General features: G+C 40.0%; 18 protein-coding genes and 1 pseudogene. 4 read left to right on the plus strand and 15 right to left on the minus strand.

Features of this window, described 5'->3' with window-relative positions; all coding sequences use genetic code 11:
• Window positions 1-1,442: FAD-dependent oxidoreductase (locus HMPREF0860_RS05645; RefSeq protein WP_021495587.1), on the plus strand; the 1,442-nt coding region annotated here is incomplete at its 5' end.
• 143 nt (window positions 1,443-1,585) lie between these two features.
• Here HMPREF0860_RS05645 and HMPREF0860_RS05650 read toward each other — a convergent pair.
• The 14 genes and pseudogenes from HMPREF0860_RS05650 to HMPREF0860_RS05715 all read right to left on the minus strand — a co-directional run bounded on the left by HMPREF0860_RS05650 (window position 1,586) and on the right by HMPREF0860_RS05715 (window position 11,760).
• Window positions 1,586-2,119, minus strand: a complete 534-nt coding sequence (locus tag HMPREF0860_RS05650; protein WP_021330225.1) for a hypothetical protein — start codon at window positions 2,117-2,119, stop codon at window positions 1,586-1,588.
• Window positions 2,116-3,087 (minus strand): hypothetical protein, encoded by a 972-nt coding sequence (locus HMPREF0860_RS05655; RefSeq protein WP_021330224.1) that lies wholly within the window; start codon window positions 3,085-3,087, stop codon window positions 2,116-2,118. Before HMPREF0860_RS05655 ends, HMPREF0860_RS05650 begins: the two co-directional genes overlap by 4 nt.
• 189 nt (window positions 3,088-3,276) lie before the next feature.
• The gene (locus tag HMPREF0860_RS05660) at window positions 3,277-3,609 is read right to left on the minus strand and encodes a hypothetical protein (protein WP_156005596.1); all 333 of its coding nucleotides are present in this window, start codon (window positions 3,607-3,609) and stop codon (window positions 3,277-3,279) included.
• Between the two features lie 108 nt (window positions 3,610-3,717).
• Window positions 3,718-4,005 (minus strand): hypothetical protein, encoded by a 288-nt coding sequence (locus HMPREF0860_RS05665; RefSeq protein WP_021495588.1) that lies wholly within the window; start codon window positions 4,003-4,005, stop codon window positions 3,718-3,720.
• Window positions 4,006-4,252: 247 nt separating this feature from the next.
• Entirely contained in the window at window positions 4,253-5,110 is an 858-nt protein-coding gene (locus HMPREF0860_RS05670; RefSeq protein WP_156001996.1) for a hypothetical protein, read from the minus strand.
• A gap of 41 nt (window positions 5,111-5,151) precedes the next feature.
• Window positions 5,152-6,081 (minus strand): DNA-methyltransferase, encoded by a 930-nt coding sequence (locus HMPREF0860_RS05675; RefSeq protein ID WP_021495581.1) that lies wholly within the window; start codon window positions 6,079-6,081, stop codon window positions 5,152-5,154.
• Window positions 6,082-6,236: 155 nt separating this feature from the next.
• Window positions 6,237-7,124, minus strand: coding sequence for a carbon-nitrogen hydrolase family protein (locus tag HMPREF0860_RS05680; protein WP_038082268.1), 888 nt, complete (start codon window positions 7,122-7,124; stop codon window positions 6,237-6,239).
• Between the two features lie 143 nt (window positions 7,125-7,267).
• Entirely contained in the window at window positions 7,268-7,543 is a 276-nt protein-coding gene (locus tag HMPREF0860_RS05685; protein WP_038082269.1) for a hypothetical protein, read from the minus strand.
• 14 nt (window positions 7,544-7,557) lie between these two features.
• Window positions 7,558-8,361, minus strand: coding sequence for a hypothetical protein (locus HMPREF0860_RS05690; protein ID WP_021495582.1), 804 nt, complete (start codon window positions 8,359-8,361; stop codon window positions 7,558-7,560).
• Between the two features lie 101 nt (window positions 8,362-8,462).
• Window positions 8,463-8,993, minus strand: a complete 531-nt coding sequence (locus HMPREF0860_RS05695; RefSeq protein WP_010697544.1) for a hypothetical protein — start codon at window positions 8,991-8,993, stop codon at window positions 8,463-8,465.
• Between the two features lie 281 nt (window positions 8,994-9,274).
• The gene (locus HMPREF0860_RS05700) at window positions 9,275-10,039 is read right to left on the minus strand and encodes a hypothetical protein (RefSeq protein WP_021331666.1); all 765 of its coding nucleotides are present in this window, start codon (window positions 10,037-10,039) and stop codon (window positions 9,275-9,277) included.
• Window positions 10,040-10,292: 253 nt separating this feature from the next.
• Window positions 10,293-10,491 (minus strand): annotated as a pseudogene (locus HMPREF0860_RS14105) (integron integrase); the annotation flags it as partial.
• A 77-nt stretch (window positions 10,492-10,568) separates the two neighbouring features.
• Window positions 10,569-11,084, minus strand: coding sequence for a hypothetical protein (locus HMPREF0860_RS05710; RefSeq protein WP_021495583.1), 516 nt, complete (start codon window positions 11,082-11,084; stop codon window positions 10,569-10,571).
• 103 nt (window positions 11,085-11,187) lie between these two features.
• Window positions 11,188-11,760: an SAP domain-containing protein gene (locus tag HMPREF0860_RS05715; RefSeq protein WP_021331667.1), complete on the minus strand. Its 573-nt coding sequence runs from the start codon at window positions 11,758-11,760 to the stop codon at window positions 11,188-11,190.
• A gap of 189 nt (window positions 11,761-11,949) precedes the next feature.
• Between HMPREF0860_RS05715 and HMPREF0860_RS05720 the strand changes: the two genes are divergently transcribed.
• Together HMPREF0860_RS05720 and HMPREF0860_RS05725 are read left to right on the plus strand one after the other, a co-directional pair.
• Entirely contained in the window at window positions 11,950-12,900 is a 951-nt protein-coding gene (locus HMPREF0860_RS05720; RefSeq protein ID WP_021495584.1) for a magnesium transporter CorA family protein, read from the plus strand.
• A gap of 179 nt (window positions 12,901-13,079) precedes the next feature.
• Complete coding sequence (locus HMPREF0860_RS05725) at window positions 13,080-14,042, plus strand: formylglycine-generating enzyme family protein (protein WP_038082006.1); 963 nt, start codon at window positions 13,080-13,082, stop codon at window positions 14,040-14,042.
• Between the two features lie 127 nt (window positions 14,043-14,169).
• Here the strand turns inward: HMPREF0860_RS05725 and HMPREF0860_RS05730 are convergent, their stop codons facing one another.
• Window positions 14,170-14,859 carry a metallophosphoesterase gene (locus HMPREF0860_RS05730; RefSeq protein WP_021331665.1) on the minus strand — a complete coding sequence of 230 codons (690 nt, stop codon included), beginning with the start codon at window positions 14,857-14,859 and terminating at the stop codon, window positions 14,170-14,172.
• A gap of 273 nt (window positions 14,860-15,132) precedes the next feature.
• Between HMPREF0860_RS05730 and HMPREF0860_RS05735 the strand changes: the two genes are divergently transcribed.
• Window positions 15,133-15,730 (plus strand): Rpn family recombination-promoting nuclease/putative transposase (locus HMPREF0860_RS05735; protein ID WP_021495585.1); only part of this gene is annotated, 598 nt, incomplete at its 3' end.

Consider the following 15,730-nt stretch of genomic DNA (forward strand, 5'->3'; position numbering starts at 1 on the left):
TCGTAGAAAAGAACGGTGAAGTGGGCGGCGACACGCTCGTGTGCGGTGCCATCTACAATACGCCCGATGAAGCGCTGCAGAAAAAAGTGACGATGGGCGATGCGGTAAAACGCACGATCGAAGCGGCCCTCGCCGAAGCACCGAAAAGCGGTGAACACGCCGCGCTTCAAGCGCAGGTGCGCTCGCAGTGGAACGCGTATAAGGCGAGCGGCAGAACCGACCTCTTCGATTCGAAAGAATGGTTTGCACTGCAGACATGGAACGGCGGCGATAAGGTCGGTAATTTGAATCTCGTCAAAGTGTTGTGCTACAACGCATACGACGGGCTTAACTGGATCGACGATTTGGGCATGAGCTTTTCCGACGTCATCAGCCAGGGAGCGGGTTCTCTTTGGGAGCGCACGCACACCAGTACGATGAAGATGGGAACGGGCTTTATTTCGACCTATGTTGAAAACATCGCCAAGATGAATAATGTTACCATCATGGTTGAAACGACGGGTAAATCGCTCGTAAAAGACGGCGACAGAGTTACCGGCGTCGTGTGCGTCGACCGCAACGGCAACGAGTTTACCCTTTCGGCAAAGGTCGGCGTCATTCTCGCAACCGGCGGTTTTGCCGCAAACGGTGCGATGGTGCAAAAGTACAATACGTCGGGTAAATGGCAGGACTTGAGCAAAGTCGCGACGACGAACCGCTTTTCGTGCTCTCAGGGAGACGGTATCGAAATGGCGGTCGCAGCCGGCGCTTCACTCACCGATATGGAACAACTCCAGCTTTTGTATCTCGGCAACTTAAAAGACGGACAGCTGACGAAGTATCCGCCGAGAGACGTCAACGGCACCGATCAGATTATCTTTATCAATAAAGAAGGCAAACGCTTTACGAACGAAGGCGGCCGCCGTGACAATATCTGTCTTGCGGTTTTTGCACAGCCCGATAAAGTGTTCTACATGCTCGAATCCGGCGACGGCGACAAATACAAAGACATCAAAGATCCCGATTGGAGAAGCGCGGACGGCTTTACGTTCGACTATCTCGAATCGAACGGTTATATCTACAAGGGCGACACGCTCGAAGAACTCGCCGGAAAACTCGGTATGAATGTTGCGACGCTCCAAGCGACGATCGACACGTTCAATGCGAGCGTTGAATCCGGCCGCGACGAATTCGGCAGAACGCTCTATTCGACGAAGCTGACGAAGGGTCCGTGGGTTGCAACTCCGAGACAAGCCTGCGTTCACCACACGATGGGCGGCGTTACGATCGACACGAGCGGACACGTTATCGGCACGAACGGTAAAGTTATTCCCGGTTTGTATGCTGCAGGTGAAATCACCGGAGGCATACACGGTGCGAACCGCTTGGGCGGAAACGCCGTCGTGGATACGGTCGTATTCGGCAAGCTCGCAGGCGATACGGTTGTCGCAGACGCGCGGTAAACAATAAACTGGTAGGAACCTCTAAAAACTGCAGTTTTTAGAGGCAACTTTGAAAATGTGATGTTGTAACTCGCGATAATACGGCGAGTTACAACTCATCGAAATCTTGAAGAAATCGCTAAAAGCGAGCTTTTCGAGATGTCCTAGCGCCTTACGGCATGTACACCGTAGGGATCTTCCCAAACGCCGCCGCCGTCGTATTCTATTTTGCTCACGTATAAAAAATCGATGTGATACGTTTCATCCTGCATTTCTGAAATATAGTCGTCGAGGCCGAACTCCGTCCGTACTGCAGTACGGGGAGCGACGTTTTCATCGCATTCGAAAACGATACGGTTTTCGTTCGAAAATGAAATCATTTCGTCGCTTCCGCTTAAAAAGACGACGACAAAAAATTTTCGTACCGTGCGTCTGCTTGTATTGTAAAACGTCAGCACAATGCCCGTATATTCGTAAAACGCCGTATCCGTACCGACGGACACTTCGCCCTTTATGCGGTACGGAGTGTGCGCATAGAGCGGAAGTGCAAAGCAAAGAACGCACATCGCAGCGAACGCGAATTTCAATTTTGCAAAAACGTGAAGTCCGTCGGTTTCCTTCACGCTGCATCCGTTTTTCGATCCGGTTTTTTCGGCCGCAGCTACGCTTTCCGTTCCGATTATCGATTTGTTTTTCATCTTGCCGCCTCGTGCATGAATTTCTTTCCGCACGCTACAATCGATTCACCCGATACGGCCGGTTTTACCGTACGCGGCAGACGCGAATGCCTTTTCAGCGATTTAAGTATTTCGGCGGCGACATTCGTACAATGCGTAAACGAATCGTCCGTATCGGGAGCGGGCGATCCGCCGTTTGATATTATTTTAAGCGGACATGCCGGAAATGCAATGTCGAAAAGCAAATGAATATCGCTTCCGTCGTACAAAAGCTCGTGTGCGATAATACAACGTAAAAGCCCCGCGATATCGCCGGAAGAAGCGCGATATTTTTTCAGCTGCATAAAAGCGGACGTGACATCGGATGCGGCAAGCAACGCGAAAACAAGAGTATCCGTACGCGCCGTTTCGATCGCCGTATTCACGCTCTCTTCGCTGTGTAAGTGCAGTATGCACGGCGGTTTTACGCAGAACGCTTTTCCCGTTCGCCGCATATCGGAAAAGATCGATACTGCAGCCGTCGAAATACGGCGTTCATCCGGCAAACAGAAAATTATAAGACCGCTTCGCTGTGCGCTCAATTTTCGAAGCGCTTCTATCTGTGCGCTGCACAAGCCGAGCCCTTCAAGCGGCGGCAGAACACGCGGACAAACAGGTATGCGAAGCACGATACCGCCCTGTACGACGACGGTATATAGCAAAAAGGGATGTACACCGCGGCGGATAAATCTGCCGCACAATTTTGTCCTTCCGTCCAAATGCGCAAGGGACGCTATATGGTCGGCGAGGCGCCGCGCGAAAGGCGGCTGCAGAGTCATCTTTTCACAGAACGCTCCGTGCGTTTTAAATGTGACGGCCGCTTTTCCGATAACGATTTCTTCGGCGGAAAGTACACGCGCCTGTCGTAAAATCGCACAGAGCATTCCGTCCGCATGTAAATCGGTGCACGCGGCAATATCCGCCGCGCGTATACTGGTGTCCGTTTTCATCACAGTATAAATCGTCGCAGAGTGTCAAAAAGCGGAAGTTTTTTGCACAATTTTTTATATTTTTATGATATGCCGGCAGGAAGCGGTTCTTAGGAGAGCGGTAAAAAAGGCGGATTCAAGTAAAAAAAACATGGGCAGGGAAAGATTGTCGGAAACGTTTGATGAGCCGAAAAAAAAGCTATCATATACTTATTTCATAGCATCGGCTTTTTTCTGATGTTCTTCCATTATTGGATTCCAATATTTATGATAATTTTTCTCGTAAGAAGTTCCATCTGCTGATATTCCCCAGCTTATAGCTTCCATAATTATTTCTTCGATCGATCTAACATTATAAGGACTCCAATCTTTAATTCCGGCATAATAAGTTATGTAATTTCCTTTACTTGTAACAGAATATAGCGACCAGTTTTTTTTGCTAAATCCTGGGTAACAATAATTGATACTTTTTCCGGAAGAATAAATTAAATGAACCATCTTTTTCAAACTTAAAAACCAGTTCCCAAGAACTGTCTTCCTCATATTCCATAACATAACTTGTATGAAAGTAAACTTTATTTTTTGAAAGAGTCTTCCAATTACCACCTTCGCCTATATCAGAATCTTCACCACCGTGCCAGGATCTTCCGTTCAGAAGATCAAAATTAAATACATAATAGTTTGTTTTATTATTTTCATATTCATCCCAATATTCCACAGATGATAAATACTGTTGTAATTCAGCTGCATTTTTTGGAGGGACAAAATCAGGCTGTTTTGATGACAGATAACCGCCAAAAGCCCACCCGTATTCGGCTTTATCACTTTTCCATTCATAGTATCAATTACTTTTCCATTTTCATAAAAACGATTTTTATCTGCAAAAATTGAACTTACTATAGCTGAGAATAAAAATAATATACAAAATATTTTTTTCATTGTTTACTTTCCTTGCGCCGTTGTGCGGGCGTCCGTCTAACTAACGCTTAACCTGTAAACGGACTCGGTCCCGTTTGTCGGCTACGAAGCGGGGGGCTTTATTTATCATCTTGAATTTATTTCTTTCTTTTTCCTTTCCACAATTATTTCTCCTTCTTTTATCTTATTGCTCGATGGTGTCTACCTAACTGCCGCTTAACATGCATTGTCAAAAGCAATGTCAGACTGAAGCGGGTGTTAGGTGAGTTTATTTTATAAATTTCCACATATCTTCTACAAGAAAATTATCAAAGGTTCTTATTTGTTCATTTAAAAATGCGTCTTTTGTAATTGCCGGACGTAAATCTAAATAATAAACTCCATCTAATGGATTTAAAGCAACTGTATATGCCTTGAAATGTCCCGGTAAGAAAGTGGAATTAACTCCATATAGGGCTTTGTTTTTATTTTCTTTTCTCTGTACATCATTTAGAAAGATAGCAAAATGAGGAATATCTACTTCTTTGATTTTATTATACATATATTTATCTAAGAAAATTTTATCGATTCTGTCTTTTGAAGATGTTTTAAGTTGACCAATAGCTTTTTCTTCGTTTTCAGAATTAAGCAGTATAATATCATGTTCAAATTTCATTGTTTCTTTACTATCCGGTAATAAAACAACTTCGTCTTTATCATCAATATTTATCCCACAAGCTTTTACTGTGTTTCTTATAAGAATTTCAAAATAGCTTCCATTTTTCTTTTTTGCTTTATTTGAATTGTTTAGAGCATCTAATGTACACCCAATACATTGCTGACAGGTGTAAATTATTTGATTTATTATTTTTCGTGCATCAGTATCATATTTGATTTCTTTTATGTTGGGTAGAGAATATTCAAATATCTTACGGGCAGTTGAAAATTCTTTTGCTTTTAGAAAAATATCTGAATTTATTGGTCTTGTAACACAATGATGTCCGTCATCTTTATACTGAATAAAGTGATAATTACTTTCATTTTGAGAAACAATATCTGCCTGAATATTAGGGGTAAAAGCTTCCCCGAAATTTGTAAAATTTAAATATTCATCTGCAATATCTAGAAACCATGTTAAACCTTTCATAGTTGTATCGTTTTCTACTTTTTCGAGCAAACTATATAAGGTCATTTTATACTTTTTCTCCTTTCTTCGGTCTTTTTATCAAATAAAATCCATTCATTAATTGTTTTATGTTCCAAATTATGAAGACGTTTATTTGCTATTTTGTTGTATTCAGAACAATTATCACTGACTAAAAATTTCCTATTCAATTCAATTGAAACAACGGCTGTTGTTCCGGATCCGGAAAAAGGATCAACGATAATTTCATTTTCATTTGTTGACGCTAATAAAAGCTTCCTTAATAAGGCTTCTGGTTTTTGAGTAGGATGTTTGGTTTTTTCTTCCATTCCATTACAAGTGGTAGGGATATTTATTACATCTTTGGGTTTTGCTCCGTTAGGATTTGGTGTCCAAATTTTATTACACTCTCTTCCGCCGTATTGACTGTTTTTTCCATTTTGGTTTCTTTCTGGATATTTTAATGTATGCTTATTATATGGAATTCTTATTGAGTCAATGTTAAATGTAAAATCTTTTGATTTTCTTAAACATAAAATGCTTTCGTGGCTATGCCCCCAATCATTGCTTAAATTTGCTTTGTTATCATAACACCAAATAAGCCATTTACATTTATAAAAGTATTCTAAGGCAGGACGTTTTAAATCAGCAAGAATTTCTGTAAATCCACAAATATAGAGTGTTCCATTTTCCTTTAAAACTCTAGAAGCTTCTCTTATCCAAGATATAGACCAAGCAACATATTCGTCAATAGTTCCTAAATTATCCCATGAAGCTTTTTTTATGTTATAAGGAGGATCTGCAAAAACAGTATTTATGCTGTTTGTTTTAATTTTTTTTAAGAAATCAATACAATCTTCATTAAAAATAGCACCATTATCAAAAATAAACTCTGGCTTTAATCCAAAAGTATAGTTTTGATAGTCAAAAAGAGTTTTCATATCTTCAAGTTTTAATGCTGGTAATCCACCCATGATAGTTACTATATCAAATTTTTACTCTTTTGTGCAGATACGAATAAAGTTCTTGCGTTTTTATGAAAAACGTTTGTCACATAGGGCAACCATCCATGTAACATCCGCTTAACCTGCAACAAGGCTTGTCCGCAATGTCAGCGCTAAAGCGGGTGTTAGTTTGCTGACTTTCTATAATCTTTACGGATAAACGGCTCTTGTTTCTCTTCCGATAATAAAATCTTATATTTTGTCGGCTGCCGGTATGCGTTGCCGTGAACTTCTCTACTTCTATACTTTCTTAATTCCTCTATATCAAAAGTTGCCATATATATTCCTTCTTCTTCCCCGGCTTCTATTATTAATGTATCTCGCGAATATGGTTCATCAATATTATAGGCAATACCGTCAAATGCTGTAGAATGACCATTACAATCAGGTTTTCCTTTTGGATAATTAACAGTTGCAACGCCAACCATATTTTCAAATGCTCTTGCTCTTAATTGTGAAATTCTATTAATTTCCATTGGACATGCATTCGGAACAAGTATTATTTCTGCACCTTTGAGCATGAGTATTCGTGCACTCTCAGGAAATTCTCTATCATAACAAATCATTGAACCTATTTTTACACAACCATGCTCTGTATCTAATGCAGATACATAAAAGTCATTACCGGGCATTAAAGCTTTTTCATTTCCAAAAGAACATGTATGTACTTTTGCATAGGTATATAGTTCTTTTCCAAATCTATCAAACAGACATATACTGTTTCTTGGTAACGGCTCATACTTTTCAAGAAATGTTATGCCGATAGCCATTTGTAATTCTTTCGCTAAATCCGAGAATGAACGTATAAACGTATCATTTTTATTAATTGCTTTAGTCTTTAATTCATTTACAGTTTCAGGTATTTCGTAACCGATACTCCACATTTCAGGAAATAATGCTATATCTGCCCCCATATTTTTTGCCTTGCGACAAGCTGCTATACCGATATGCATATTTTCAACAAGAGAGTTTCCCGGCATTAATTGTAGTAAAGCTATTATAATTTTGCTCAATTGCGTATTCCTTATTGTATTAAATCTTGTCAACCTAACAATTGTTTTAAACCACAAAAACGTGCCGCAGGGTTGGCGCGGAACTTGTAACCGCAAGTTTCCGTGACAAAGGTTTTGTCGGCTTTGAAAACTGTGTTATACGTTTATTCTAACCAAGCATTTATAAATTGCTTAGTAATCATAATTTTACCATACTCCGTTACTGTAGGATAGGCATCACCAAAATCTACGCATTTTTCAGAAGCATCAAATACTTTCCGACCTTTTACAATTAAGTTTATACATCTGATATTTCCATTTTCAGCTATTTCCATAATCAAAATATATTTTTCATCAGAATTATATAAATTTTTAGATGTTAGTCGGACTTTTACGCCTTTCTTCATTTCAATCCAAATATTCAATACAATATTTTCCACAACAATTCCGATAATTAACAGCCTTTAGCAATTTCTATAAATCCTACTATTTTTCCCATGAAGAGTTTTTCCCGTCTGAAATAATCTTCTTCTGAATCTGTATTTTGATTACAAACCTGTAAAATCAACTCTGAATAATTTTTAGGCAACTTTTGCAAACTGTGCGAATAATAAATTGCCCGATCTTCTGCAGGAGAATAAAAACCATTCAAATAAAACAAAGAACGGATTCCGGCACGTATTGCAGTATTCAGATTTTCATGTAGTTGAATAAATGCATCACGGCGATACCAGCGGTCTTTTTTATAATCAGAAATGAGATAATGAATGTAGCCCAATGAATTATTCAGATTATTTTTTAATTCCTCTTTTATTATAAACTGATTTATTTTTCCAAGTTCATTTTTATAGGAATTATTATGATCATACAAAATCTGAGATTCCAATACAGAAAATTTCCTTGGTTCTTCATACTGCGAAAATTTGTTTGTGTCTATAAAATCTGTAAATAAAACGGCAAACCAGACATTATCAATTTTTACACAATGATATGGAATTGGTGGATCCTGGTCTGGACCGAAAATATCTTCTGCTTTTATATTACTTCCCTTTTTGCGCATTACGATTAAATCGACCATTCCATTATATTCACCGTTTTCTTTTTTTGCAGGAAAAAAATCACCACGGGAAACACTTCCGGAAAGAAGAATAGCTTCGATTTCTGCTTTATCCACTGAATTTATAAATTCTGAAGTTTTGTTTTTTATATCCTGAATAAAATCTTTCTGCTGTTCAATTATTACTTCTTTACTTTTCATTTTATTCCTTCCAGCGCAGTACGCTGTACGTATAACATTCGCCTAAGCTGTAAACGGGCATAGTCCCGTTTGCCGGTGTTGAAGCGGGTGTTAGACGATTTTTAATATTTTTTATCTTTAATCTGTTTATAATTATTTCTAAACATTATTGTACCGATTATCATTACTAATATTCCACCAAAAGAAACGCCCCAAATTGAGCCTCCTACCCATGCATAGCGTATCATTGCTCCAAATTCATCCGGAACTCCAATAAATGTTTTTTTATAAAATTCAGGACTGAGAACTGATAATAATATCGCAATAATTCCACCTAGCACCCAAAGTGCGATTGTTATAAGACCCATAAATAAAATCCATTTTATGCTTGAAACAACAGCTAATTCTGCTTTGTTTGAAATAATATAAACACAAGAAAATACTAATGAAAAAAACATTCCCTGTATTATTCCTTGATATATACCTTGAGCTATCGCTGTTTGTATAATATTTTTTATACTTTCCCAATGCATTATTTTAATAAAGTAGTCCGGACTTACAATAGAATTTATTAAATTAGTAAGACCTCCAATAATGCCAGGTAGTATAATACAACTTAAAAATATAACACAAATTCTAATCATTTTTCTCATTTATATCCCCTTAACAAGTTAAAAAACACTTAGATAAAAGTTTGTTTTTCCTTACTCAAATAGCCATTATAATAATAAACTTTATTCAAAAAACCAAGCTATTAATTTGGGTTTTAAGCTTTAATTTATAAAAATATACACCATTTTTCAAAGTTACAGTTTATCGTGCCGTAAGGCATCCGTCTAACCTGCATTTGCGGTTCGTCCGCAATGTCAGGTTGAAGCGGGTGTTGGCATTTTCTTGTTATGAAAAACTATAGTTATTCATAACACTTTTTAAATTATCGAATTTTTCCATGTTTCAATAATCGTTCGACATCCTTTCTTATTTTTTCATACTCACAATTATCATATTCGTTTTTTTTAAATACTAAATGGGGAACCTCGTCTTGTCCCGGTGATATTCTGTATAAACTTATCATTGCATAATCATCCATTAAAATAACGGCCATAGTTGTATATAAATTTTGTGTGTAAATTTCTAATTTATGATCCCTATTTATAGACTCTTTCTTCAGTTCCTTAATAAATTCATTAATTTTATTTATGTAATAATCTCCTTCATGATCATTTTTCCTTGTTAACACAGAAATTGAGTCCGTTGCATCAGGATCCAATAAAATAAATCTTGTCGTTTTATAACTTTGATTAAATCTTTTTCTGAATAATTCAACATTATTAGCAAAAAATCTTTTACTATCATTCATTATTACTGTAACGATTTCGCTTTCGATAAAATTCTTTTCATAAATATCGTTTTTTAGTGGAAAACCTGATTCAAAACCTTCTAATCCTTTTTTTTCAAGTCTATCTAAAAAAGGAAGATTTTTCTCAAGCAAGGTTCGCAATGTTTCCTCAAAATGATTTCTTTTTATAATTGTGAACAAAGCAGCAGTAATTATAGAATAAGCAATTGATTTGCATATTTCAATAGCAATTGGGTCCTGTATATAATTATAGGTAATATATAATAAGATAGCGCTTACAATAATTAATATCAAAGCAAAAACAATTGTATTTAGTTTATAAGATTTTTTTACCTTCATCTTAATTTATCTCCTTATTATTTTCGCGGTCACGGTCAAAATAACTGTCGTTTTTTTGTCTTTACTAGAATAGAATTTTATTTTTTCACAGTATGAACAAAAATTTTCTTTCTCTTCTGAGCGCCAAAGGCATCAACCTAACCCCCTTTCGCCCCATCCTCATTATATCATAAAAATTACCAATTTTCAGTCTAAAATGACAAAAAAAGAAAGTAACATCTTTGCTACCTTCAAATATCAGCCGGAATAAATCAACAGCTTCATGTGGAGTACGCTGAATAACCGAAGGATCGATATGATACCGTCCCTGCTCGTCGGTTTTTTTGTTACGCATCGGCGAGCTTGGGGAAACACCCACTGCCGGACCTGAGTTTTACTGGCATTGGGATATCTTTTGCAAGAGCAAACGAAAGCGGCACCGAACCGAAACCATCCTTACAGTCTGAATCATACTACAGCTGTTTTTCTTCGCTTAAAATTCAAACTACTCTTTTTTGAATCAACAACCCCGGCGCAGAGTGTCGGGGTATTAAACTCTCCGCACGAATAAAGCATTAAAAATTTGAAAAAAAATATTTTCTTTCGGTTTTTCGTCCATTGTTTTTTTACTCATAATTGAAATACCGAGTATTTCTTGGGAATTTGAAATTATATAAGGGGCAGAAAGTATTCCAAAAGCCTTTAAATATGTATCTTTCCCTTTTCGAGAAGAAAGGGATTCCAGTTTCTTTTTAATATAGTCTTTTACAACTATAAATGCCTCATCGTAGTCATCGATCAAAATGTATAACTTTATTTTAAAGACAGTAGTTATAAAAGTTGAAGTACCTCCATAAATTTTATTTATATTTTCACCTTCAACATAAGTTGGAATTTTAATTGAAGCTAAAATACTTCGAATAAGCATACAATCTAATTGAGAACTGAGATTTAGAAAATGCTGATACTTTTTTCCTTTTCTGACATTTTCGAAAAAAGATTCTTCAAACTTACTGTAATCGATATTTTTTTCATTTACATTTGTTTCATCAATATTGTCATCCATTTTTTAATCCCCCAAGCGGTTCGGTAAGCCGTCACATTCGCTTAACCTGTAAACGGGCATAGTACCGTTTGTCAGCGTTGAAGCGGGTATTAGATGAAATTTTTTATGTATTTTTATTCTTTTTCCACGTTATATAATCTTTTTTCGCTTTCATATCTTTTAGCTTATTCCATGCTTCCAAAGCGTCTTCTCTTGTTGCATTTTTTTCATTTGCCAGATAATTACTTATAAAGTTATTAAATTTACAGGATGGAATTTGCGGAAGCCTTCCTTCAATTTGGTTTAACCGAGTATATTCACAAATAACATCATCATAAGTTATTTTCTCACCATGGAAAAGTTTATCTTCAATCCAGCGATTAAGCCAATATTTTGCACCCGATTTCGGTTTTAATCCCCGAACTCGTTTATCCATTTCACTGTGTATGAATGCCCATGTTTCTTTTTTGTTGCTAAAATTTTCAACATAAGTATGATTATTCAATATGTCTCTATTCCGGCTTTTACTCCGATAACTATTTTTTTTATTCGCCGTTCCGGTTTTCAAAAATTGAATAATCAACGCCTCAAGTTGATCTTTTCGTATTTTTGAATCAACAGGTATTTTAAGCGATTTCGCCAATGCTTTGAGTTCACTCATGTACCAATATGTATTCTCAAATTCTTTTATTGTCATAGAGTCTTTTGCTTATGTGCCGTAATTATTATGTAACCGTATGCATTAACGATGATAATAAAACTATTCATAATAATTTTATACCCTCATATTACTATACCACAGCATCGCCCGAAAAGACAATATTTTATATTGCCGCATTTTCGTTCATTGCGCTTTGCGCTTTTTTCTGCTAAGATTTCACCCGCGATGATTTCTTATTGGCAGCAAAAAAACGGACAATTCGTCCGCGTCCCCGGAAAACGATTGAATACCGAAAACCGCACGTGGGTCGACGCCCGCAACGTTTCGAGCATCGACGCTTCACTTCTCGAAACGAGCTGCGGTATAGACTACGACCACATCGTCGATATCCTCGACCCCGACGAACTTTCGCGCATCGAAGAGGGAGACTCGTACGTGCTCGTCATCATACGGATGCCGGTGTACGATGCGGCTGCGGAAGTGTCGTTTTATACGATTCCCCTCGGCATCGTGATCGAAGGAAATACGATCATCACGATCTGTTCTTCAAGTTGCGACATACTCGGCGGTATCGCGTCGGGACAGGTAAAAGGGATCACGCTCGACGATTTTCCGGCTTTTATCATCAAACTGATGAGCCGCGCCGACACGACGTTTTTGCGTTATCTCAAAGAAATAAATCGTCAGACGACCGCCATGCAGCGCGAACTGCAGGGACCGATCGAAAACAAAGAAATCGTCAAGCTTCTCAATTTGCAAAAGTCTCTCGAATATTTTACGACATCTCTTACAAGCAATCAGCTTTTGCTGCAAAAACTTCGCAGAACGAAATTATTAAATCTCGACGAAGACGATTACGATTGGCTCGACGATGTCGACATCGACAACAAGCAGGCGATCGGTATGGCCGAAACCTACAACAATATCCTCGCGGGTCTTATGGACACTTTTACGTCGGTCATTTCGAACAATTTGAACGTCAGTATGAAACGCCTCACCGTCATCAACCTCGTGCTCATGGTGCCGACGTTTATCACGAGCTTTTTCGGTATGAACGTACCGCTGCCGTTTTCAAGCAACGGGTGGGTCGGCATGTTCGTCATTTCCGGCGGCTGTATTTTAACGACGATTCTTACGGCGCTCATGCTCCGCGATCGCACGTCGATAAAAAAATAATCGGCACCGCATCCGCGCTCGGCCTGCAGGTTCATTCGGCGAATCGAATTACGTTGAAACCTTTCGTAATTTTTTATATTTTAATAACGAGAAGATATGATAAAAAAACGCCGTCCGAAATATCGTCGTCGCTGAGGTGGGATGCAAAAATCGCTTGAGCGTTTTCTTTTGGAGAACTTATGAAAAAATATGCTATCGTACTGATTTCAGTAATTTTTTGTACGGCATTTCCGCTCTGCGCGAAGGGCGGAAGCGATACATTCGGCGGCCTCGATATGACGCGGCCGACCGACGGAAACGCCGTCCATACTTTCATCATCGGCGAAAACAGTCAAACCTATACGGCCGAACGTACCGTTTTGCCGTTTAAAATCAATAAATTCGAAACGACATACGCGCTTTGGTACGCCGTGCGTATAGACGCGGAAGGGCGCGGCTATGTTTTTGCAAACCCCGGACAGGGCGGCTCGGAAGGCAGACGCGGCGGAGAGCCGACGGACGAAGATAAATATTTTCCGGTTACGGCGATAAATTGGTACGATGCGATCGTGTGGTGCAATGCGCTCAGCGAAATCGAAAATAAAACGCCGTGCTATTCGTATAAAGGAAAAGTGCTGCGCGATTCGACCGATACCGCTTCGTGCGACCTGTCCGTATGCGACTGGAACGCCGACGGCTATAGGCTGCCGACGGAAGCCGAATGGGAGTACGCCGCCCGTATAACGAAAAGCGGCATGCAGCGAGGCGATAAGGCGAGCGGCGAAACGGGGGGTGAAGGGAGAGATGACGCGTCGCTTGTCGCATGGGACTGCAGCAATGCGGATGCTCCTCGGATCGTCGGAACGGCAGGCACGGTATTTACGCCGGAAGCGCCGCCTGCTCCCGGATCGGGCAATGCAAACGGAAGCGGCATATACGATATGAGCGGCAACGTGCTCGAGTTCTGCTGGGATTGGTTTGCCGATTATACGGAGCAAAAAAAGGGAGCACGGTATACAGGCCCCGCATACGGTTCAAAGCGCGTAAGCCGCGGCGGAAGCGTTTCGGAATACACACCCTTTATCAACGCGGGCGATCGCTACGCATTCGATCCGAACGAATCCTATACTTACATGGGCTTCCGAATCGCATCGAGCGAATAACGCAGATGATCGGAAAATTCGAGTTTTTTCGTGCGGGATCTTGTCTCACATACCGCACCGGAGTATGTTGATTGAACCTGAAATCGAATTTAATAATTGTTAATTTTTCGTTTCCACAGGATCGCCGCTATCGCTCCGTCTTTCGAAGTTCCGCGTCTGCGACGCTCCACTCGCCGTCGTTTTCGGCGATTTCCATAACGGCATAATTTCCGTCGAGGAGTGCACCGGGGTTGATCACCGTCGTCGCTCCGATTTTATCGATCGCCGCCCCTTCGTGAATATGTCCGGTAATAACGGCGAGCGGTTTTATCCGTTCTATAAATTCGCGGAATTTTTGCGAGCCCGCGTGCAAAGCCGGATTTACCGCATCGCACTTTGTATCTTTCGGCGGATTGTGGGAAATGAGTATGAGATTTTTCCACGTGCCGCCGCTCTTTGCCGAAGCGCGTTCGATGACGTCGAAATCCGACAGGAGTTCGTCTTCCGTTCGTTCGTTCGGCGTCGTACCGGTAAACTTGCTGCCGCCGCCGCTTCCCGCGATGCAAATGCCGTCGTGGTAGACGAGCGCGCCTTCGACGCTGATGTCTTTTTTTTCGATTTCGTGTAAAAAATCCGGTTCGTCGCAGTTTCCGATAACGGAAAAGATGACGTCGTGCTTTTTGCACAAAGCTTCAAGTGCGGGCAACCCCGTTTCCGAGTGCTTAAACGCAGCGAAATCTCCACCGAACAAAACCGCATCGACCGCTTTAAACTCTCCGTCGAGTTTTTCGAGCGCCGAAATATTTCCGTGTAAATCGGATATGACTAAAAACTTCATACGCTTCTCCCGTTTTCTCAGAACAGTATACACCTGTTTTAATAAAAAAGACAGCGGTATTTCGGTTAGATTTTTACGTGAGGAAATACGGCACCCTCATTGCACACGGATTGCAGGTCTCAGAAAACTGCGGCACATAGCATTTCACCGGAGACCGTGACGCAGGATGGGCAGTTCCGTTTATTTTCCTAAAAAAACGCGTATTTTATCGCTTTGTAAACGATATATATTGCAGCGGTTTGCCGCACTATCTCAACAATCGAAGGTGTACCAATGGAATATACTCATAAACCCGTCGAAGAACTCGCCTTTACCGACGACTTTATGTTCGGTGTAATTATGAAAAATAAATCGATCTGCAAAGGTGTCATCGAACGGCTCCTGCATATCAACGTCGGCAATATCGAATATCCTTCGCTGCAAAAAACGATCGCACCGTTTTACAAAAGCAAGGGCATACGCCTCGACGTCTACGTTTCCGATTCAGACCGTATCTTCGATATCGAAATACAAACGTCGATCCCGCCTTTTCTTTCCAAATGCACACGTTATTACCAAAGCCTCATGGATGTCGACAATCTCCTGCGGGGACAAAACTATGCCGAACTGAAAGAGAGCTATATCATCTTTATCTGTACGCAAGATCCTTTCGGCAAAGGCTTACCGGTGTACGAGTTTCGCAATATCTGTACTGCTGACGACAGTATTTTTCTTGATGACAAAAGCGTCAAGGTGTTTTATAATGTCGGTGACTGGGGTAAAGAAAAAGAACCTGAATTGAGCGCGCTACTGCAGTATCTTTGCGAGAGGAAGGCGACGAGCGGTTTTACACAGCGGATCGATGCGCTTGTCGAAAAAGCGAAACGGAACG

The sequence above is a fragment of the Treponema socranskii subsp. socranskii VPI DR56BR1116 = ATCC 35536 genome (genome assembly GCF_000468115.1).
GTDB lineage: Bacteria > Spirochaetota > Spirochaetia > Treponematales > Treponemataceae > Treponema_D > Treponema_D socranskii.